This is a genomic window from Planomicrobium sp. CPCC 101079, from assembly GCF_007859275.1.
GTDB lineage: Bacteria > Bacillota > Bacilli > Bacillales_A > Planococcaceae > Planococcus.
In genome coordinates this window covers 43,786-63,415 of the sequence record NZ_VOHC01000001.1, presented here as the reverse complement: position 1 = coordinate 63,415, position 19,630 = coordinate 43,786, and the positions used below count along the sequence as shown (strand labels likewise).

The window sequence follows — 19,630 nt, the reverse complement described above, 5'->3', positions numbered from 1 at the left end:
TTATGCCAGTGAAACCCATTCAACCGGCGCTTTTTCCTTTAAATAGGCAAGCAACGGCTGCCAAAGAGCAGGAATAACAACCGACTCCGAAATCAAATAAATTTTATCAATATCCAACCCATTTAAATTATAAAGAAATTGATCAATGCCATTGGCATCCGGCAGCTTAAATTTCACTTTTTCTTTTATCGGATAACCATCTGTATTGGATGCAAAAATCGGGCTTCGCGTGGTTGTCTGAACAAGAGGATCTCCGCTTAAGGCAAGGGCGAAACGCAAGGGCAAGTACATATTTTCGCCGACTCCGATAACTAGCGGGCGCTTGCCTGTATCTTCTGTCCGAAGCGAAGACACCGCTTTTTTTGCCCAATCACCAATATTCTGATGCTCCGCACTTGTCAATCCAAATCTGCCAGTAAACGGCACATATCGCTGGCCGGTTTCAGAGTGATGCCTCAAAACACCAGGTTCTTCTAGTTGAACCGGCGCGATTGAACCAGTGCCAGCCAAAGGAGCAAGTTCCAGCTCATCAGGCGAAGAACCGTGAATCAAGCTAAACTCGCCTGACATGAGAGACAACACATCAAGCCGGATATTTCGCTCTTCGGCCATCTCCGATAATTTTAGTTGCTGATTTTCGTTTCTCCAGTCCAGGATTGACAATGATTTATAAGTTTTACCCGGAAATTGTTCGTCTAATGCACTGACCAAATTCAACAGTGTGTTGCCTGTTGAAATCTCATCGTCAATGAGAACAATTGCTTCTGCAGCCTCAAGCACACCTTCAGCTGCATAGACTTTATGAGAAGTCGCATGCGAATGTTCTTCTTCAAATACGAAGGAAGGCGTGAGCCCGGTTATTTCTTCCCGCGTAGTATGCAGGTACACAGCTTCATCAAAATGATGGAAAACGGCATGGCCAAGCCCGGTTGCCGTTTCCGCCATTCCAATGAACACAGTCCTTTCAGGCAATATGGATCTGTAATCGAGCGCCTTTTCAATCATTTTCTGATCCGGAGCGCCGGTTTCAATCATACGTACGATTTCTTGTGTGTGAGGATTGGCAGGCAAGCCTGCATCTTCCATCAGCAAAGAAGCGAGCAAGGTTCCGGTTCCCAGCGCAAGAGCTGGGTGTACCGCTAAGTGTTTGGCAAGCAAAGGGCTGACGAAAAGAAACTGCCTTTTTTTATTGACCCGTAAAGCCATGGAGAAAAGGGAATTAGAGGACAATCCTTCATACGTTCGGTGGATTGTAACAGCTAACTCCAATTCATCCCATAATTTATAATAATTGGTTTGAAAATCGGTTGGCTCGTATATGGTTGAGCACATCGATCGGTTGGTAGTTTTCATTTAGCACCCCATAGACTTCCGCTTGAGCTGCAATTCTTTTTGCCCAGCTCAAATGTGGTTTTACTTCATTCATCTTGTTTCGTTTTGGGCTTTGCAAAACGCCATTTCTCTTTTGGCTCTCTGACAGAATCAACAAGGCATCTTCGTAGTTTTCTTGAGATACAATATGCCCTGCGTTAACAATGGAAATTTGGGATGGATGGATACACGTTTTTCCTATAAAACCATTCAATACATCCATTTGGACCTCTTCCCACAAAACCTTCTCTGGCTTTGATGACATCCATCCGCCATTTGCCGATGAAAAATACTCGTATACTGGACCAGATACGACAAATCCATCATCGGCTCTGTTAAAGCGATTGAGTATAGAGATCAAGCAATCCCGGATGACATGCACTTCGTATATGGTGCGATCAACCGGCCGCCGCAAGCCATAGAGACTGGAAAAATCAGTAGCGCCGACACGTACGGTTAATACCCGATTAATTTCCGAACGCAAAATATCATAAATATCATTTAATGTCTGCTCCCGTGTTTCGGAGTAAAGGATCTCTTTCGTTTCCAAAATCGGCAATGCATACAAGGTGCGTCCTGCCGCTTCACTGGCGCGATCAAGTGCCGGGAAAAATTCCACAAGGTTTCCAGGAAGGCATTTCGGAAAAACGATTCCGGTCAATACGCCTAGTGCCGATCCTGCAATATGGATCAATCGATCAAGTTGTTCAGCATTTCGAATACGCAGAAACAAAGCAAGATCGTTGTTTTTCTGATAAAAATCAACTTTTTTTATTTTTTTCAACTGTGCAGCAACGTTTTTTTCGGCCCAGGGCAATTCACTATCGGCTACCGCATCTTCCAGACAAACAATCAAGGTGGCGAGTCCCGCAAATGCACCTTCCGTGTACTCTCCTGCCAGGATTTTAGCGGCAAAATCAGGCCGGGAACCCGGTGTGTAAAGTGCCGCTCCAAGAGCAAGCCCTAAGGTTTCCCGCTCGGAATCGCGGGAAAATTCCACCGGAGAATACTTGAAAAATGTTTTTAAATCGTAATCGGTTAACATGTTAAAATGTCTCATTTTCTTCCCCCAACCTGCACGCCAAGTATTTGCCGTTTGCTCCAATTTAACAATATAAATGGAGAAAAAAGCAAGGAGGCTAGCCCCTTGCTTTTTTAGTCGCGAATTAGCTGTCTAATCCAAAGTCCCGAACAAGAGATCCAAGCCCGCCTTGGTAGCCGCTGCCGATAGCATTAAATTTCCATTCGTTGTTGTGGCGGTATAATTCGCCTACCACAATTGCTGTTTCGATCGAGAAATCTTCTCCCAAATCGTAGCGGATCAACTCTTCGTTTGAATCGCCGTTGACAATCCGTACGTAAGAATTGCTTACTTGGCCAAAGTTCTGGCCGCGTGCTTCTGCATCATGAATCGTGATTGCGAAAGTTACGCGTTCAATCGAAGACGGGATAGACGATAGATTTACATTTACTTGCTCATCGTCTCCTTCGCCTTCTCCTGTTTTGTTGTCACCCGTATGTTCCACTGCACCCTCTGCACCAATCGTGTTGTTGTAGAAGATGAAATCTTTTTCAGAAGTGCATTTGCCATTCGCGCCTAATAAAAAGATAGAAGAATCCAAATCGAAATCTTGGCCGCCATCATATTTATTGGTATCCCAACCTAGACCTACGATCACCTTGGATAAACCAGGATTTGATTTTGTTAAGTCCACTTTTTGCCCTTTAGATAAATTGATTGCCATTCTTCCTTCACTCCTTATGCGTATTTGTTTGCAATTGAACCGATATCCGGATCAATAGTACCTTCACCGACTGCTGAGAATTTCCATTCGCTTCCTTGGCGGTAAATTTCACCAAGAAGAAGCGACATTTTCCCTGAATAGTTGTCAGTCAAGTTGTAATGCACCAATTCTTCTTTTGACTGATTGTCCACCAAACGGATAAAAGCATTTTGAATCATGCCGAAATCCTGTTTCTTTTGCTTGGCATTGTAGATGTTAACGACAAACACTAAACGATGAATTGACGGAGAAATCCGTTTCAAATCGATTTGAATGGTTTCGTCATCGCCTTCTCCTGCGCCAGTCAAGTTATCGCCGGAGTGGACAACGCTGCCATCCTTACTCTTTTTGTTGCCGAAGTAAATCAAGTTTTCCTTGCTGTTTAGTTTGCCGTTTGCATCCAGCATGATGACAGAAGCGTCACAGTCGACGTCCGCACCGCCTCCCCCGCCCCCAAGCAAGCCACTCAAAAAGCCACCGCTTTTTTTAGCGGCAACCGGATCCCAGCCTAAGCCAACCATGATGCTTGAAAGAGATGAACGTCCTTTTGTTAAATCAATCTTCTGACCTTTTACAAGATTTATAGCCATTCTTAACACTCCCATTCATCAATATGTATATACTTCTAATAGTATGGGCAAAACCGGAAAAATTCAATTATAAAGGGGCTCCGCGAAAAGTGCTTTACCTGCGGTTTACATAGAGTAAGCATTTTCCGGCCAGCTCATGCGATTTCAAGCCGAATTTTCAGAAAGATGCTAACTGAAATCAGCTTATGTATACTATACGTATCTAGACAGAAAGAAGTTTCACTTTAGTATAGAAAGAAACTGCATGCTCTCCTTTGCCTGTCAAAAGAAACAGGCCGAGGAAATGGCAGAGCAAAGCTTTAGATAAGTTGTGAAAGGGGAATTACAAATGAAGTTGATTTCCATTGTTGTTCCAGCTTATAACGAAGAAGAAAACATTTCTTCCATGTATATTAAGCTGGCACAAGAACTCGAGCCGCTTCCATACCGCTACGAGATACTATTCATCAATGATGGCAGCCGCGACGGAACACTTCAGGAAATCCTGGCGCTTTCAGAAGCGCACGATTGTGTAAAATATATTTCATTGACACGGAACTTTGGAAAAGAGGCAGCCATGCTTGCTGGGCTAAAGCGTTGCAAAGGAGATGCAGCTATCTTAATGGATAGTGACCTGCAGCATCCGCCCCATCTGATTGGTGAATTAGTCCAAGGATTTGAAGAAGGCTTTCACCAAGTCGTAGCTAAACGTTCAAGAACCGGTGATTCAAAATTCCGAAGCCTCTTCTCTTCACTTTACTATCGGGTGATCAATGCAATCACGGATGTAGATTTCGTAGACGGCGAAGGCGACTTCCGGTTACTGAGCAGAAAAGCGATCAATTCACTTTTGGCGCTCAGTGAAACCAATCGCTTCTCTAAGGGATTGTATTCCTGGATCGGCTTGAGCAAAAAAATCATCTCCTATGAAAATGTTCTGAGGGCGGACGGCCAAGAGTCCAAGTGGTCATTCGGCGGCCTCATTAATTATGGAATCGATGGCATCATTTCATTCAACACAAAACCGCTGCGAATTTGTTTTTATACAGGCTTTCTCGTCCTGTTTTTGTCACTCCTTTATATCGGTGTGACGTTTTATCAAATTATGAAAGAAGGCATCGGTGCACCTGGATACTTTACCACCATCACCGCTATCCTTGTTTTAGGGGGCATTCAATTGATCAGTCTCGGCGTCATTGGGGAATATATTGGACGCATTTACAACGAAACAAAACGGCGCCCAAGCTATTTAGTGGATATCAGCAATGTGGATGAGTACGATGAACGTTAAACGGCTGAACACTGAATTCACCCGCTTTGTTGTTGTCGGTGTCATCAATACACTTACTTACTATTCGATTTACCTCGTGCTGCATAATATATTTTCCCTCCCTTATATGTGGTCGCATCTTGTTGGTTTTGTCATTAGTTTGAACGTTTCCTTTTTCTTGAATTGTTATGTTACGTATAGAATAAAACCAACGTTAAAAAAATATTTGTACTTCCCGCTGACTCAGGTCGTCAATATGTCGGTATCCACGATTTTGATTTTCATCTTTGTGGAATTCTTGCACCTTAATAGCAACATTGCGCCTTTTGCGGCGGTCCTATTTACTGTGCCAATCACCTTTATCGTTTCCAGCAAAATCTTAAAAGGCACAGCTCGGCCAAATTAAGCAAAAAGATGGTGAATCCATGCAAAAGAACTACCCGAATCTTTTACTTTTTATCTGCTGTTTCGCATTGGCGATTTTAAGCCATGCAGTGTTTCTTTATCAGTGGACACAAAACCATTTCATGATCGGCATCAATGATGGGCTTGCCCAGATGACGCCATTTAAACATTTATTATATGAACAATACACGAATGGAGACTTTTTCTATTCGTATTCTTTTGGTTTAGGTGCAGGAATCTATAGCGGTTTGTCATATTATTTTTCCACATCTACGGTCTTCTGGCTGACAACCGCATTTGTCTTTCTATTAGAAAAAGCCGGCCTGACCGGTACGCCAGATGTTCTTTTCTGGGCGAACGCAGCCGTCTTTATAAGCATCATCCGTTTAAGTTTTGTGTTGTATATCACTGCCCGTGTTTTTATGTACATGGATATTGCCCGCCGTTACGCATTCATCGGCGCTGCTTTTTACGGCGTATCGGGCATGTTTTTCCGCCATACGGCTTACTGGGAATTTTTTGCGGATGCTTTTCTTTGGCTGCCGCTGCTCATCCTCGGCGTTGAAAAGATATTCAGGGAAGCAAAGCCCGGCTGGTTTTTGTTTGCTGTGGCAATTTCTCTTATCAATAATTTTTATTTTTCCTATATCAATTTCTTGCTGGTTGGCATATACATTCTTGTCCGGCTGTTCATTCCATTGTCCCCTCAAGAAACGGAGAAAAAGAAAGCGATCGAACTGTTTCTTCTTGCCGGAATCTTCGGGTTTGGCATCAGCGCTGTTGCGTTCATACCTTCAGTATATGCCTACTTAAACAATCACCGTCCCTCATTCTCACAAGACATTGCCTGGTTTGAGACTCCGGAAAACCTTTTATATACCAGCCGGTATGTGGTATTGCCGGCGATTTTCGTTTTGCTGTTATTTTCTACATTCCTGTACCGCAATAAACTCTTTCGTTTATTCGCGGTATTGGGATTGATAGCTATTGCTCTTCATCACAGTCCAATGGCGGGAAGCCTTTTCAACGGCCTATCGGCACCGCAACATCGTTGGGAATACTTCTTATCGTTGATGATCGGCGGGGCCGTCGCTGTCGGACTTGCAAACTTCCAGAAATTTACTCTTCGCCGATTTGCTATTGCTGCATTTTTTACTGTCCTTGCTTATTTAGCCTGGGCTCTCGCTGATGAAAAATTTGATTTTAACAGGCAATATACGTTTTTTATGGCAATCAGCTTGCCGATTACTTTGCTTTTTATGTTTCTTTTTATAAAATTCAAGAAATCCGCCTTCAAACTGGCATTAATTGGTTATTTATTTGTTTGGATGGTTGTTTCAGCTAATATTTACCAGTCGGAAAAACTTATCGGTGCTGGGGAACTTTCCAAAGTGAACGAAGAGCTGATAACAGGGCCGGAATACGACGATCCTGAAATTCGTGGATTGCTGAAAAAAATTGAGCAGCGGGACGCAGGAATCACTTACCGGATCGACTGGATGGAAGGTGTACGCAATAATACACCCCTTGTCCAGAATTTTAGAGGGCTCAGCGCTTATTCGAGTATATTGAACAAAAATCTGTTGTTCTTTTATTTATACGACTTGGAAATTGATATGGCTCGAGAAAGCGTAAGCCGCTATGCTACACTCGGCAACCGTGCCAATCTCTTTAGCCTGCTGCAAGGCAAATACGTCATTGCCCCTAAAGACGCGCCGACGGCTGATGTCTTGCCAAATGCGGAAGGTATGGATAATGTGCCATTCGGATTCACAGAAATATTAGAGTCGGAAAACTTTATTGTTTATGAAAACGATTATCTCTTGCCATTTGCCCGTTCGACTTCCACCGTTTACCAAGAAAGGCAGTTGGAAAAAGTCCATCCATTAGCGCGGGAACATGCCATGCTAGAAGGCGTTGTGTTAGATGATGCAGAAAACACAGAGCAGCTGCCGGATATTGAAGAACAAGCAACAGAATTCACAGTCGAAAATGCCGGCTCGACTTATCAAAATGGCGTCTTGGAAATAGAAGAAAAAATCGGTGGAATCGACTTGATCCCCGACTCCCCTGCAGCAGAAGGGGATTTCTATGTTTCTTTCCATTTGGAGAACCGAGCGCCTAACGAAGGCTTTAATTTAGCTGTAAATGACTACTTGACTTCAAGAAAATCAAATCAATCTGTCTATAAAACGTATGTGGATGATATCACGGTACGGGTACCGGCTGCTGAACGCGTCCAGATCCGTATGCCTAAAGGAACTTACGAGCTAACGGAAATTAAGATCTTCACAGAACCTTATGATGTGCTGAAATCTCAGAAGGGGCAATACACCGGTTTAACCGATGTGGATATTGACGGCAATAAAGTAACAGTGGATTATGATAACAAGGAAGACGATACTTACTTAACAGTCAACATCCCATATGAAAGAGGTTGGAGCGCTTCCGTAAATGAACAGAAAACAGAAGCATTAAAAGCGAACTATGCATTTATCGCAGTTCCGCTTGAAGCCGGCAAAAACACAGTATTGCTGACTTATCGGCCGCCGTTCTTCTTGCCGGCGCTCATTGTCAGCATCTTCTCCGTCCTTATCGGAATCTGGTTTGTCTTCTTCAAAAAGCGCCGAACCAAGAAAACCGAACGATAAGGTACAAGTGGATTACCTCCTACAAAAGGTCTGCTTTAGCAAAAACGTGTTTATTTTCTGACAAATATGTGTAATGAAGAATAGCACGTTATTCGAAGAGGAGATGATGACACCAATGAAGCGTTTGCCTATGCTTTTTATCACCCTAGCTTTTCTTTTGATCCTCTCCGCCTGTGGCGGCGGAAGCACTAATACCGGCAGTTCCGAGCCTCCAACGGAAACGGATGGAGCAACTGAAGTTGAAGACGAAAAAATGGATGAAGGACAAGAAAATCCTCCAAATGGTGAAGAAGCAGAAGATAATCAGGACGAAGGTTCCAGTGAAGACCTTTTAATGGCTACAGTAGAAATGCTGAATACAGATGGTGATGCCGTCGGAACCGCTGAATTGACTACTGAAAGCGATGGAGTTGGTGTTGCGCTCAACTTAGAGAATCTGGAAACCGGGGTACATGGCATTCAGTTCCATGATGCCGGAAAGTGTGAAACTCCTGGTTTTGATTCTGCTGGTGAACCGTTTGCAGGCGGCATGCAGACAATCGAAGTTGGCGATGATGGAACTGCCAAAGATGAGTTTGTTGTCCAAGATGTTTCGATGAAAACTGATGCAGAAAATTCTTTGTTGAAAGAAGGCGGCACTTCTTTGGTAGTTTACGCTGAAGAAGATGCAGCAGAACGTGTCGCGTGTGGTATAGTAACCGGAGAAACTCAATAATGATATTGAAGAGCGGACAATGTCCGCTCTTTTTTTATGTTTCCATTCAGGCAGTTTTGCTTTTTAGGAAAACGCTGCATCACTATCTCACACTCGAATCCCTGCTCACGTTTATGCCAAGCGCATTCGGGAATAACTATCATAAATCTAATTTCCAAGGAGGAACTGCTCATGACAAACGATAAGTACGAAAAAATCGATGAAGAAGTAGAACCGCAAGTCCAGTCAAAACAACCAGGATTGGAAAGTGAAATGGATCCTGAGCCGATATACGACGATAAAGACTATAAAGGTTCTGGAAAACTTGAAGGCAAAGTGGCGTTAATCACTGGAGGAGACAGCGGAATTGGACGGGCAGTAGCTGTCGCGTTCGCAAAAGAAGGCGCCAATGTCGCAATTGCCTATTTGGACGAACACGAAGATGCTGATAAAACGGCTGAAGTCGTTGAATCATACGGTGTACGCTGCTTTAAAAAGGCTACTGATATCAGTGATGTCGAGAATTGCAACCAATTAATAGTAGACGTGATCGGCGAATTCGGGCAATTGAATATTCTGGTCAATAATGCTGCTAAACAATTTCCACAAGATGACTTTTTAGCAATCACACCAGATCAATTAAGAGAAACATTCGAAACCAACATTTTCTCCATGTTCTATTTGACTCAAGCTGCCCTTCCCCATCTAGAGAAAGGCGATTCGATCATCAATACGTCATCTGTTACCGCTTATCGCGGCTCGTCTGAACTGATTGATTATTCATCTACAAAAGGGGCAATCACAGCTTTTACTCGTTCCCTTTCGCAAAGTCTGGCAGAAAAAGGAATTCGAGTAAACTCTGTAGCTCCCGGCCCTATTTGGACGCCGCTGATTCCCGCATCTTTCGGTGAAGAGAAGGTAGGCAAACATGGTGGCGATACTGCTTTGGAACGTCGCGGCCAACCGGCTGAAGTAGCTCCTGCCTATGTTTATCTGGCATCAAAAGACGGCACTTACGTTACCGGCCAAGCGATCCATATCAATGGCGGCGATTTCACGTCTTCTTAAGTTCTATCCTGCTCCACTTTCTTATGATTTCTTGAGTTTTTTATAGAAACCGGGGTATACAAATACTACAAGAACACGTTGAAGGAGGTGGAAGAATTGAGGCATGTTGAAGCTTTCATCATGAAATATTTGATGACGTTTGTCGTGTTGTTCATCGTCCTCGGAATTGCTTTTGGTGTGCAGGTTGGCGACATTGCCCTTATTGCCCTGGCAGTAGGTGTCCTTGGATATATTGGAGATTTGGTCATTTACCGGAGAACCTCCAACAAAATTGCATCAGGCGGCGATTTAGTCCTGTCTTTTGTAGTGATTTGGCTATTATTGATGGCACTTGTTGAAAATCCTGACTTTTCACCTTTTTGGGCCGCTCTTTCTTCTGCAGTATTGATTGCAGTCGGGGAATGGTTCTTCCATATTTATTTGTCAAAACGGGTATTTGGCAACAAAGAAACATCTCATACATTAAAACACGAACCGAAAAGATACTAAAAACCGGAGCATTGGCTCCGGTTTTTTAATGCAATTCAAGAACAGGCGGGAAAAACCGGACTTTTTTCATTTCGGAATAATGGGCAATGGCCAGCTCCTGCGGGAAAGTCACAGGCAGAAAACTCGCCATTGTATTGCGATAAACCGTTCCTTTTACATAAGCAAGCTGCCATGGGGAATGCTTGATGTCCACCCGAAAAAGCTGATCCTTTGGCTTTGTCCATAAACAGTAGCGCTCGGTCAGCCAATTTTCAAGTCCACTTTTTGCAATAGGCGGAGAGATTGTCCGAAAAGAAAGATCCAAGATCTCAGGGAATGAACCTTTATGGGTTCGCTTGCTTTTAAACCTCCATGTTTCCCTGTACCTCTTAAAGGACATTTTTGCATGGCGGTAAGGAAGAAAATTTCCCGTTGAGGCGGTTTTTACAGCCAAAGGACTATCGGCGTCTAAACTGAAAAAGAAAACGCCAGATTTCCCTTTGTATTTCACATAGGTTCTGACATTCAACTCCAGATAAGTTCGCGCTCCGGGGATAGGCGGAAGTAGACGCGGCCGCGTCCCTTTCGCTTTAAATAAGACGACGCTGATCCATGCATGCCCACCGTACAGATCCAATTGAAGCTCGTCCGGAATATTCGGCTTAACTAGCTGAGGGGCAAGCGCCCAATGCATAAACAGAACATGATGCCATTCCTGTGTCATAATCCAGGGCTTTTCCATACCGGCATCCTTCCTTTCCCATAAAAAATAGCCTCTATTCAAAAGAGGCTATTTTATATATTATTTTGCGTCTTCTGCCGGCAAAGTATCATGAGACTCTGGCGGACCTGGTTTCAATACCGGTCTTCCTGCTAACGGTGTAGGCGCTTCTACAGTAATCGGATGCCCGTCTGGAGCCGGCTGGCTTACCCATGGCAATTGTGAAGCGGTGCTTGTTTCAGTATTTGTGTAAAGAATATGTGAATATTGAGTTGCTTCCCATTCCGGCGGAACAGTTGATGGCACGATTGGGCCTTCTTTCGCTTCAAGATCTTTAATCGCTGCCAGCCACTGGTTTTGGTGCATTGTATCACGTGCAATGAGGAATGAGAACAAGTCTTTTACACCTCGGTCATCCGTCATGCTATAAAGGCGTGCAACTTGCAAGCGCCCTTGGGACTCAGCATTGACGTTAGCACGGAAGTCAGCTAATAAGTTCCCGCTTGCCACGATATAGCCTGCATTCCATGGGACTCCATTACTGTCTTTTGGAGATGCCCCTAACCCATGTACAATTGCGTGCTGAGGATTCATTCCACCCATAATCGCACCGATAATCGGGTCAGCAGCAGCTTTTTCCTGTTCATAGACAGGTGCTCCTTCCAGCAATCGTGCAACCATTGTTGCAAGCAATTCGATATGGCCAAGTTCCTGTGTTCCAGTATCCATCAATAAATCTCTATATTTTTCATTTCCACGGGTGCTCCACCCTTGGAATAAGTATTGCATCGCCACAGACATTTCACCAAACTGGCCGCCGATCAATTCTTGGACTTTCTTGGCAAATACCGCATCTGGTGCATCTGGTTTTGATTCGAATTGAAGCTCACTTCTGTGAAAAAACATAGACATAACCTCCTGGTATTTTCATTATTAATCTTCTTTTGTGTTAGAGTGTTCGGAGCTGACGCTTCCCTTGCTGTCCGATGAAACATCGTCTGGGTGGCCTCCGTCATAATCGGAATCGTTTCCGCCGGCATTGAAAGAATTTGCAGCATCTTCGCTGCGGCTTGCTTCTTCCCGGTTTAAACGTTCTTCACTGGAATTGATTTGGTTACCGCTTTGGGGAGAAACATCTTGCGGGTGGCCTCCGTCGTAATCGGAATCATTTCCACCGGCATTGAAATCTTTTTTGTTCATCGATTCTAGTTCTTCCTGATCCGTTTTGCGATTTTCCTCTTTTCCCATATGACCTCCTCCTCATTAACAGTTATCTTAGTGCATTATTTGAATACCCTGCCATTTTTGTTTAAAACCCAATATCAAACTATTCGAAAAACCGAGACAAAAGACTTAATGCCTAGAACTAAAATCCAAAAAGAGGAAGACCCGCACGAATAACGGATCTCCCTCTTTTTGTATTAAGTCAACTTAAGTTCTACATCAATATTGCCTCTTGTTGCCTTGGAATAAGGACAGACTTGGTGAGCTTTCTCAACAAGCTCTCTTGCCTCTTCTTCTTCAACGCCTTGAACGGAAACATTAAGCGTAACGCCTATTTTATAGCCGTTGTCTGCTTCGTCTTTTAAGAAGTGGACATCCGCTTTGACGGATGTGCTGCTTACATCCGCTTTTTCTTTACGGATGACCAAGTTGAGTGCGCCATCGAAACATGCAGCATAACCTGCTGCAAAAAGCTGTTCGGGATTTGTGCCATCTCCTCCCGGGCCGCCAAGCTCTTTTGGAGAAACCAATTGAAAATCAATAATATTGTCCTCTGATACTACTCTCCCTGATCGTCCACCAGTTGCTAAAACAGAAGTCGTGAATAATGCTGACATTTTTCAACCTCTTCCCTTTTTTTATTTTTAAAAATTCTAAACAATTAAAACGTACTTGTTTTGCCACTCAGAGTCAATTGATATGGTTTTGATTTTCGTTTGCCTTTGTCCCTCATAAGCCGTCACGTTTCAGGATGTGATGAAAGGGTAAAAGAAGACATAGGTAATATATTCCGGGGAGGAAGATACTATGGCAAAAGTAATGGCCGTTCTATCAGGTGGATACGTGGATGAAGAAAATGATTACGTTACAGGATGGTGGGCAGAAGAACTTTTTGAACCTGTTTTGGCATTGCAGGAAGAAGGGCATATCGTCGGCCTTGCTTCACCAGAAGGCGGCAAACCGGTTGTCGATCCAATAAGCTTGTCTGAGGATTACGATCCGGAAGGCAAATACAGAAAATTGTACGAATCGGGAATTGCCGATAAGACAACGCCGATTGTTGATGTTAAAGCAAGCGATTATGACGCCATTTTTATTGTCGGCGGGCATGGCGCTATGTTTGACTTGGCACATAATAAAGATTTGCATGCCATCATCAATATTGTTTACGAACATGGCGGAATCGTTTCGGCTGTATGCCATGGCCCAGCTCCGCTTATCTACACAAAAACCAAAGAAGGGCGCAGCATTTTGGAAGGACTGGACGTAACCGGTTATCCGAATGACCTAGAACCGGAAGCAGTGGATGGCTTGCTGCCTTTCAGTCTGGAAGATGAATTGCGAAAAATCGCAAATTACTCTGACGGTTCCGGTGAAAAAGAACATATTGTATGGGGCAGCGAACAGATCTTGACAGGCAGAGATCCGCATTCCTCTGCTTTATTTGGAAGAGAACTCGCTAAAAAACTGACTCAGCGCGAACAGGAAAAAGAGGACGCTTTTTTCAGCAATCCATAAGTTAGATGGTTATTTCGAGAAAGAGTAAGGAGGAATAGTTATGGCTAAAAATGATAATAATAGTGAAAAAAAATACATGAAAGAAAACAAAGAGACGATGCAACCCTCTCCGGAACAAAAAGATGGCATAGAAGAACCAAATGTTAAGGAATACGGCAAGGTTCAAGGCGGCTTAGTAGCGTTCGTTATTCTGGTGATCATTATTATCATTGTTTTAGTAAGTACCGATATGTTCGGCCTTCTTAACTGATTGCTTTTGAGCAATCAGTTTTTTCGGCAAAACAAACTTACTGTTAAACATAAAAAATCCCTCGTCATTTGACGAGGGATTTTCTGTTTACTATAAGCTTTCTGCCAATTCAACCTCAAGGTCCATAGCTTTTCCATTGCGGTATATTTTGACAGCTACTGTGTCTCCTACTTTTGCTTCGTTGTATAGATGCTGGCGAAGGTCAAGCACTGTGTTGATAGCTTCTCCATCCATTTCTACGATGACATCATAGGCTTGAAGCCCGGCATCTTCTGCTCCAGATCCCGGTGATACAGATTGAACAACGATGCCGCCTTCGATATCCTCAGGCAAATTCAATTGGCTTTGGCGGTATTCCGCTGGCACTTGCTCCAAATCCATAATAGAGACCCCCATTGATGGCCGTTCAACTGCCCCTTTTGTTTCCAGGTCTTCAATAATCGGAACTGCTGCATTGATCGGAATTGCAAGCCCGATTCCTTCTACAGCATCTTGAGCAATTTTCATCGAATTGATGCCGATGACTTGTCCTTGGCTATTGATGAGTGCACCGCCGCTATTGCCCGGATTGATCGCTGCATCCGTTTGAATAACTTCTGACTCCCAATCTTCTGTTCCATCTTCATTGATATCAATTGGCACCGCACGTTCTGTCCCGGAAACAACTCCTGTCGTTACGGAACCGGAAAACTGAAGGCCGAGCGGATTGCCGATTGCGACAACTGGTTCACCTGGTTTCAATACAGAAGAATCGCCAAATTCCGCAACTGCGGCCACTGAATCGCCTGCAACTTTCAATACGGCCAAGTCAGTCCAGACATCCACGCCAAGCACTTCCGCTGCAAGTTCTGTCCCATCCGACAATGTCACTTTCACTTCTTCAGCGCCTTCAACGACATGGTTATTCGTAACAATATAAGCAGAATCGCCTTCTTGTTTATAAATGACACCAGATCCTGTTCCCGCTTCTTGAGATTCTGTTTGCGCTGCAGGGGCGAATGGATTTTGTGCTGCAGTCTGCATGTTGGTCACTCCTACTACTGCAGCTGAGTTTTTCTCTACGATTTTCGTCACATCCGTTGTTACAACAGAGGAAACGTTTTGGATATTGCTAGCGGATTCCACCGCTGCAGTTGTATTTTCTTGTACCGCCGCATCCGAATCAGTGAAGCCTGGAAGCACAACTCCGACAAGCAGTGCACCCGCAATCAATCCAGTAAAGCTTGAAGCAAAATATCCTTTTTGTTTTTTCTTTGGCTCAGGTGAGTTATAGTATCCCATTTCATTTCCTCCTACTCAAGACTGTTTTCAATGTCTGCTGCTTCTTTTTTCTCTGCCATCCAAGTTGCATACTGCGTGTTCAATGCCTCGTCAAACAAGATTTCTTTGATTTGTTCTTTATTGTCTTCCAAGTTTGCTTCTGCCGCCTCGGTTTTGCCTGTCACTTTGATGATATGGAATCCGTATTCCGTTTCTACCGGTTCGCTGATTTCATCCACCGCCATTGCAAAAGCAGCTTCTTCGAACTCTATTGCCATTTCACCAGCTCCGAAGGACCCAAGTTCGCCTCCAATTTCCGCGGTTGCTGTATCAGTAGAATATTCTGCTGCAAGCTCAGCGAAGTCTCCGCCGTCCTCTAACTTCTTGGCTACTTCTTCAGCTTCTTCTTTCGTTGCCACTAAAATATGGCTCGCTTCAACTTGTTCCGCTTGCGCGAAGGATTCCTTATTTTCTTCAAAATATGTTTCAATTTGCTCATCCGTTATTTCAATGTCCGGTCCGATCAACTTTTCGATCAGCAAGTAACTCTTCATTTCCTCTTCCAATTGCTCCACTGTCATTCCACTTGTCTCGATTGCCGATTCTAGCGCTTCGGCTCCGCCGTACTGTTCTTCGTATATTTTCATTTCCGCATCAATTTCTTCTTGCGTCACTTCAACATTCGCTTTTTCTGCCTCTTGTTTGACAATTTCATCGGAAATCATTGTATCAAGTGCCGCTGCTCCATTCGCAACTACCAACTCTTCGTATAGTTCCTCTTTATCGATATCAGTCCCATTTACGGATGCCACTGCATCTTTCTGAATAAAACCTGCCATTAAAAATATAGCTGCAGCCAACACAGCTCCCATTGCGATATACATTGCTTTTTTCATGTTCAGCCCTCTTTCTTCTTTTCGTTAAACCCATATTATCAAGCAGTTATGAACAAACTATGAACGAACTTTGAATAGAGATGTAAACTTTCATAAAAGAAAAAGACCCGGAAGCTTAAGCTTCCGAATCTTTTTTATGCGGCAAGCGGATGGTGAATTTCGTCCCTTGCCCTTTTATACTTTCCACTTGAATATCGCCGTCATGGAGAGTTACCAGCTGTTTGACAATTGACAACCCGAGACCGAATTGCCCGCTGCCCCGCGAGAAATCCGTTTTATAGAACCTGCGCCAGATCAAATCAATTTCCTCGACCTCGATGCCGGCACCGGTATCTTCCACTTCAATTACCATATGCGCCGGTTCTCTGAAAGCGCGCAAGAAAATCTGGCCATGATCGGTAAACTGAATGCTATTTTTGACAATGTTTGTCAATATTTGAATCAGCCGGTCCATATCCCCATAAATAACTGTCCCTGCTTCCGGCTCGATTTCAATGTGGTTGCCTTTTTCTTCCGCTTGCAGGTAAAGATGCTCCTGAATGATTTCGAGCAATTCTTCCGACTCGATCTCTTCTTTGGTGAGCGTCACTTGATTGGACCGAATTTTTTCATAATCCAGATTTTCATTGACCAGCCGGATAAGGCGTTTGGTTTCATCACTTACTAAGCGTATGCCTTTTTCACGTTGGTCTTCTTCAAACATATTATTGCGCAAACCTTCAACAACACCGGCAATAGTGGTCAATGGCGTCCGCATTTCATGAGACACATCCGCCATAAATTGGCGTCTGCGGTTTTCAAGACGTTCAATTTCTTCGTTCGACTGTTGAAGCTTATTGGCCATTTTATTGAAGTCCCTTGATAAATCGCCGATTTCATCAAAATTCGTTTCTGGAAGGTTCACATCATAACGGCCATTCGTAATCATTGATGTCGCTTTTTGCATGCGTTGGATACGGCTGACATGCAATTTCGACAACAACAAGCTAAGCAGCAAAGCAACTGCAAGAGCAATCAAAATAGCGGTTACAAGTGTTTTATTGAGTTCGGAAATCATTTCTCTCGTTCCGCTGACAGGAGAGGCCAGCAACACTCCCCCCACCAATTCTCCATCGCTGACATAAGGCAGAGCAACGAAAGTCATCGTATTTTCAAAGCGCTCTACATCCCTGTTCACAACGAGCGTTTCTCCCTGTTCAATGATGTTCCACTCTTCTTCAGTCAAATCGATTGGCGGAAAGGCTTCAGAAAACGGGTAGAGCACACGGCTTTGCTGGTCAAAAACAATAAAGTCGATTCCTTGCGCCTTCAGCAGCGACACATATGTTTGAAGATCCGTCCCTGGACGAGGGCGTTCAAGCTCCCGCAAAATTTGTTCACCATAACGTTCCAGCTCCCCAGCTTTCTCTTCATAGGCAAACTCCTCCACATATTGCACAAATAAGATGCTCAAAATCAGGAGCGCAATGAGGAGAATGCTCAAATGGCTGCCAATCAATTGATAAAAATACTTAATTCTCGGCTTCTTCAAATTTATACCCTACTCCCCAAACCGTATGAAACAGTTTATCGCCCCCGGTTATTTTCTTGCGAAGCCGTTTGATATGGACGTCGACGGTGCGTTCATCCCCATAAAATTGATAGCCCCAGACCTGCTCCAGCAACTGATCACGGGTAAACACCTGCTTAGGATGCTGCAGGAAAAAAACAAGCAGGTCGAATTCTTTCGGCGTCAAATCCTGCACCTTTTCTCCATCTTTTTGCACGTCGCGAGTTTCTTTGTTGACGTGAAAATGCTGGGTTTGAATCATATCCGATACTGGTTCCGCTTTTTGTGTCCGGCGTGTCACTGCCTTGATGCGCGCCATCAGCGCCAGTGGACTGAACGGTTTAGTCACGTAATCATCGGCTCCCATTTCAAATCCGATAACTTGGTCCGATTCGCTGTCTTTTGCAGTCAGCATGATGATTGGAATCGAATCTCCTTCTTCCCGAATTTTCCGGCACAAGGCCATACCATCCATTCCCGGCAACATCCAGTCTAATATGAGCAAGTCATAATCGTTCGCTTTATATGACCGATACCCCTCAAGCCCATCTGCCTTAAAGTCGCCGGCAATTCCTTCTTTTGAAAAAAACATTTCCAGCATCGAACTTACGCTCGGATTGTCCTCAACCACTAGAATTTTCATGACGTACCTCCAGTTATTTATGTAAGTCGATTAATAATATTTATTACCGATATTCCGCAAAACTATTATAACGACATGGATCAAAAGATATTTGTGCCATTTCTGTGCAATGATTTTGCACCCTTCTTCGCCCTTCAAAGCGGACGAAGCAGAATGAAAGTTGGCTTTTCATTTCAACATTGATATTTATAAAAGTAATTCACATTCTGCAAAGAAGCAAGCCAATTGAAAAACCGCCCTTTCGATTGAAAGAGCGGTTCGGACTTCATTATGCATTTTTTTCGCGCTTTTTGTACTTCTCGAACAAGTCGGCGATCATGTCGTAATCGATGGCTATATTGTTTTCAAACGCATATTTCACACCGTATCCCAGGGCCAGTGTCATCGCTGAAGCAACAGTGCCGCCGATAACGGAACCCGCTCCCGGGATAAATTTCAGCGCTTGCCGATACAAAGTATGACCTAAAGTTTGGGTTGCGGTAATAACAATCATGTCGCGCGCCGCTTTTTTGGTCAACGGCTTGTCGTATAACTTCGACAAGCGGATAATTAGGCCCACTTGCAGCGAAGTGAGGGGAATGACATCAGAGCCTGGAATAGGAGAAGCTCCAATGATGCCTGCAGAAACGCCAGAACCGATGATCCAGCGGTTAGCAGCCGCAGATTTTTCTTTCATGCTTTTAGCGAAGAGAAGATCTTTCCCCTTCTTTTCGAGCAAAAAAAGAATATCTTTTTTCAAGATTTCCAAGTTCTCTCCTGTTTTAGAAGAAATCGGAACTACTTTATATTTATTATTGGTATGTTTCTTAATGAACTGGACAAGTGATGGAATATCTTCAGCAGCATCAATTTTGTTCAAGACGATCAAGATGTCTTTATTATTTTTTTCAATTTCCTCGAACTTTTCCTTCTCACTGTCAGAGAACACTGTTCCTGCAGCATTCAAGAAGAACAGCACCACATCCGATTTTTGTACGAACTCAAGCGTTTTTTTCGGGTTTTCATCGTTTGGGTCATTCAGTCCTGGTGTATCCATGAATTTGATATTTTCGAGGCCGCGGATATTGTATGGATCCACACTAATGGTTTCACCAGGCATCGGGTTCGTACTGGCAATGTTTTCACCAATAATTTTGTTGACTGTCGAGGATTTTCCGGCGTTCACTTCCCCAATCAACGAAATCAGCAGTTCTTGTTCAAGCATATCGTTTACTTTTTTCATTTCAGTTTCGAACATATTATCCATTACGCGCATAACTTCTTCTTCGAATTCTTTTACCATGTACTGG

General features: G+C 43.7%; 21 protein-coding genes. 8 read left to right on the top strand and 13 right to left on the bottom strand.

Annotated elements, in window-relative coordinates; genetic code table 11:
* From FQV28_RS00355 to FQV28_RS00340, 4 genes are all read right to left on the bottom strand, one after another.
* Positions 1 to 1,353: a phosphoribosyltransferase family protein gene (locus FQV28_RS00355; RefSeq protein ID WP_146493610.1), complete on the bottom strand. Its 1,353-nt coding sequence runs from the start codon at positions 1,351 to 1,353 to the stop codon at positions 1 to 3.
* Entirely contained in the window at positions 1,283 to 2,431 is a 1,149-nt protein-coding gene (locus FQV28_RS00350) for an HpcH/HpaI aldolase/citrate lyase family protein (RefSeq protein WP_146493609.1), read from the bottom strand. The genes FQV28_RS00355 and FQV28_RS00350 overlap by 71 nt, the downstream gene beginning before the upstream one ends.
* Before the next feature lie 106 nt (positions 2,432 to 2,537).
* Positions 2,538 to 3,116, bottom strand: coding sequence for a TerD family protein (locus FQV28_RS00345; RefSeq protein WP_146493608.1), 579 nt, complete (start codon positions 3,114 to 3,116; stop codon positions 2,538 to 2,540).
* Positions 3,117 to 3,130: 14 nt separating this feature from the next.
* A complete protein-coding gene (locus tag FQV28_RS00340) occupies positions 3,131 to 3,745 on the bottom strand; it encodes a TerD family protein (protein ID WP_146493607.1) in 615 nt (204 codons plus the stop codon).
* A 328-nt stretch (positions 3,746 to 4,073) separates the two neighbouring features.
* Between FQV28_RS00340 and FQV28_RS00335 the strand changes: the two genes are divergently transcribed.
* The 6 genes from FQV28_RS00335 to FQV28_RS00310 all read left to right on the top strand — a co-directional run bounded on the left by FQV28_RS00335 (position 4,074) and on the right by FQV28_RS00310 (position 10,301).
* Positions 4,074 to 5,015 (top strand): glycosyltransferase family 2 protein, encoded by a 942-nt coding sequence (locus tag FQV28_RS00335; protein WP_146493606.1) that lies wholly within the window; start codon positions 4,074 to 4,076, stop codon positions 5,013 to 5,015.
* Positions 5,005 to 5,400 (top strand): GtrA family protein, encoded by a 396-nt coding sequence (locus FQV28_RS00330; protein WP_146493605.1) that lies wholly within the window; start codon positions 5,005 to 5,007, stop codon positions 5,398 to 5,400. Before FQV28_RS00335 ends, FQV28_RS00330 begins: the two co-directional genes overlap by 11 nt.
* A 19-nt stretch (positions 5,401 to 5,419) precedes the next feature.
* A complete protein-coding gene (locus FQV28_RS00325; RefSeq protein WP_146493604.1) occupies positions 5,420 to 8,050 on the top strand; it encodes a YfhO family protein in 2,631 nt (876 codons plus the stop codon).
* A gap of 106 nt (positions 8,051 to 8,156) precedes the next feature.
* Positions 8,157 to 8,765 (top strand): superoxide dismutase family protein, encoded by a 609-nt coding sequence (locus FQV28_RS00320; RefSeq protein WP_255472742.1) that lies wholly within the window; start codon positions 8,157 to 8,159, stop codon positions 8,763 to 8,765.
* A 171-nt stretch (positions 8,766 to 8,936) separates the two neighbouring features.
* On the top strand, positions 8,937 to 9,812 hold the full coding sequence (locus FQV28_RS00315; RefSeq protein WP_146493603.1) for an SDR family oxidoreductase: 876 nt from the start codon (positions 8,937 to 8,939) through the stop codon (positions 9,810 to 9,812).
* A 96-nt stretch (positions 9,813 to 9,908) separates the two neighbouring features.
* Complete coding sequence (locus FQV28_RS00310; protein ID WP_146493602.1) at positions 9,909 to 10,301, top strand: DUF2512 family protein; 393 nt, start codon at positions 9,909 to 9,911, stop codon at positions 10,299 to 10,301.
* A 25-nt stretch (positions 10,302 to 10,326) separates the two neighbouring features.
* Here the strand turns inward: FQV28_RS00310 and FQV28_RS00305 are convergent, their stop codons facing one another.
* The 4 genes from FQV28_RS00305 to FQV28_RS00290 all read right to left on the bottom strand — a co-directional run bounded on the left by FQV28_RS00305 (position 10,327) and on the right by FQV28_RS00290 (position 12,842).
* Positions 10,327 to 11,022, bottom strand: a complete 696-nt coding sequence (locus tag FQV28_RS00305; protein ID WP_146493601.1) for a YqjF family protein — start codon at positions 11,020 to 11,022, stop codon at positions 10,327 to 10,329.
* 60 nt (positions 11,023 to 11,082) lie between these two features.
* Positions 11,083 to 11,907: a manganese catalase gene (locus tag FQV28_RS00300; protein WP_146493600.1), complete on the bottom strand. Its 825-nt coding sequence runs from the start codon at positions 11,905 to 11,907 to the stop codon at positions 11,083 to 11,085.
* Positions 11,908 to 11,934: 27 nt separating this feature from the next.
* Positions 11,935 to 12,249, bottom strand: a complete 315-nt coding sequence (locus tag FQV28_RS00295) for a hypothetical protein (RefSeq protein WP_146493599.1) — start codon at positions 12,247 to 12,249, stop codon at positions 11,935 to 11,937.
* 173 nt (positions 12,250 to 12,422) lie between these two features.
* Positions 12,423 to 12,842 carry an organic hydroperoxide resistance protein gene (locus FQV28_RS00290; RefSeq protein ID WP_146493598.1) on the bottom strand — a complete coding sequence of 140 codons (420 nt, stop codon included), beginning with the start codon at positions 12,840 to 12,842 and terminating at the stop codon, positions 12,423 to 12,425.
* 190 nt (positions 12,843 to 13,032) lie between these two features.
* On the opposite strand from FQV28_RS00290, the gene FQV28_RS00285 reads away from it, so the two are divergent.
* Complete coding sequence (locus FQV28_RS00285) at positions 13,033 to 13,743, top strand: type 1 glutamine amidotransferase domain-containing protein (protein ID WP_146493597.1); 711 nt, start codon at positions 13,033 to 13,035, stop codon at positions 13,741 to 13,743.
* Positions 13,744 to 13,783: 40 nt separating this feature from the next.
* Positions 13,784 to 13,993, top strand: a complete 210-nt coding sequence (locus FQV28_RS00280; protein ID WP_146493596.1) for a hypothetical protein — start codon at positions 13,784 to 13,786, stop codon at positions 13,991 to 13,993.
* A 90-nt stretch (positions 13,994 to 14,083) separates the two neighbouring features.
* On the opposite strand, the gene FQV28_RS00275 is transcribed toward FQV28_RS00280, so the two are convergent.
* The 5 genes from FQV28_RS00275 to FQV28_RS00255 all read right to left on the bottom strand — a co-directional run bounded on the left by FQV28_RS00275 (position 14,084) and on the right by FQV28_RS00255 (position 19,623).
* The gene (locus FQV28_RS00275) at positions 14,084 to 15,274 is read right to left on the bottom strand and encodes a S1C family serine protease (RefSeq protein WP_146493595.1); all 1,191 of its coding nucleotides are present in this window, start codon (positions 15,272 to 15,274) and stop codon (positions 14,084 to 14,086) included.
* Between the two features lie 11 nt (positions 15,275 to 15,285).
* Positions 15,286 to 16,149 carry a peptidylprolyl isomerase gene (locus tag FQV28_RS00270; protein ID WP_186763741.1) on the bottom strand — a complete coding sequence of 288 codons (864 nt, stop codon included), beginning with the start codon at positions 16,147 to 16,149 and terminating at the stop codon, positions 15,286 to 15,288.
* A gap of 115 nt (positions 16,150 to 16,264) precedes the next feature.
* Positions 16,265 to 17,680, bottom strand: a complete 1,416-nt coding sequence (locus tag FQV28_RS00265; RefSeq protein ID WP_146493593.1) for a sensor histidine kinase — start codon at positions 17,678 to 17,680, stop codon at positions 16,265 to 16,267.
* Complete coding sequence (locus tag FQV28_RS00260; protein WP_146493592.1) at positions 17,661 to 18,341, bottom strand: response regulator transcription factor; 681 nt, start codon at positions 18,339 to 18,341, stop codon at positions 17,661 to 17,663. The genes FQV28_RS00265 and FQV28_RS00260 overlap by 20 nt, the downstream gene beginning before the upstream one ends.
* Before the next feature lie 268 nt (positions 18,342 to 18,609).
* Positions 18,610 to 19,623 (bottom strand): GTPase, encoded by a 1,014-nt coding sequence (locus FQV28_RS00255; protein WP_146493591.1) that lies wholly within the window; start codon positions 19,621 to 19,623, stop codon positions 18,610 to 18,612.
* Positions 19,624 to 19,630 lie beyond the last annotated feature (7 nt).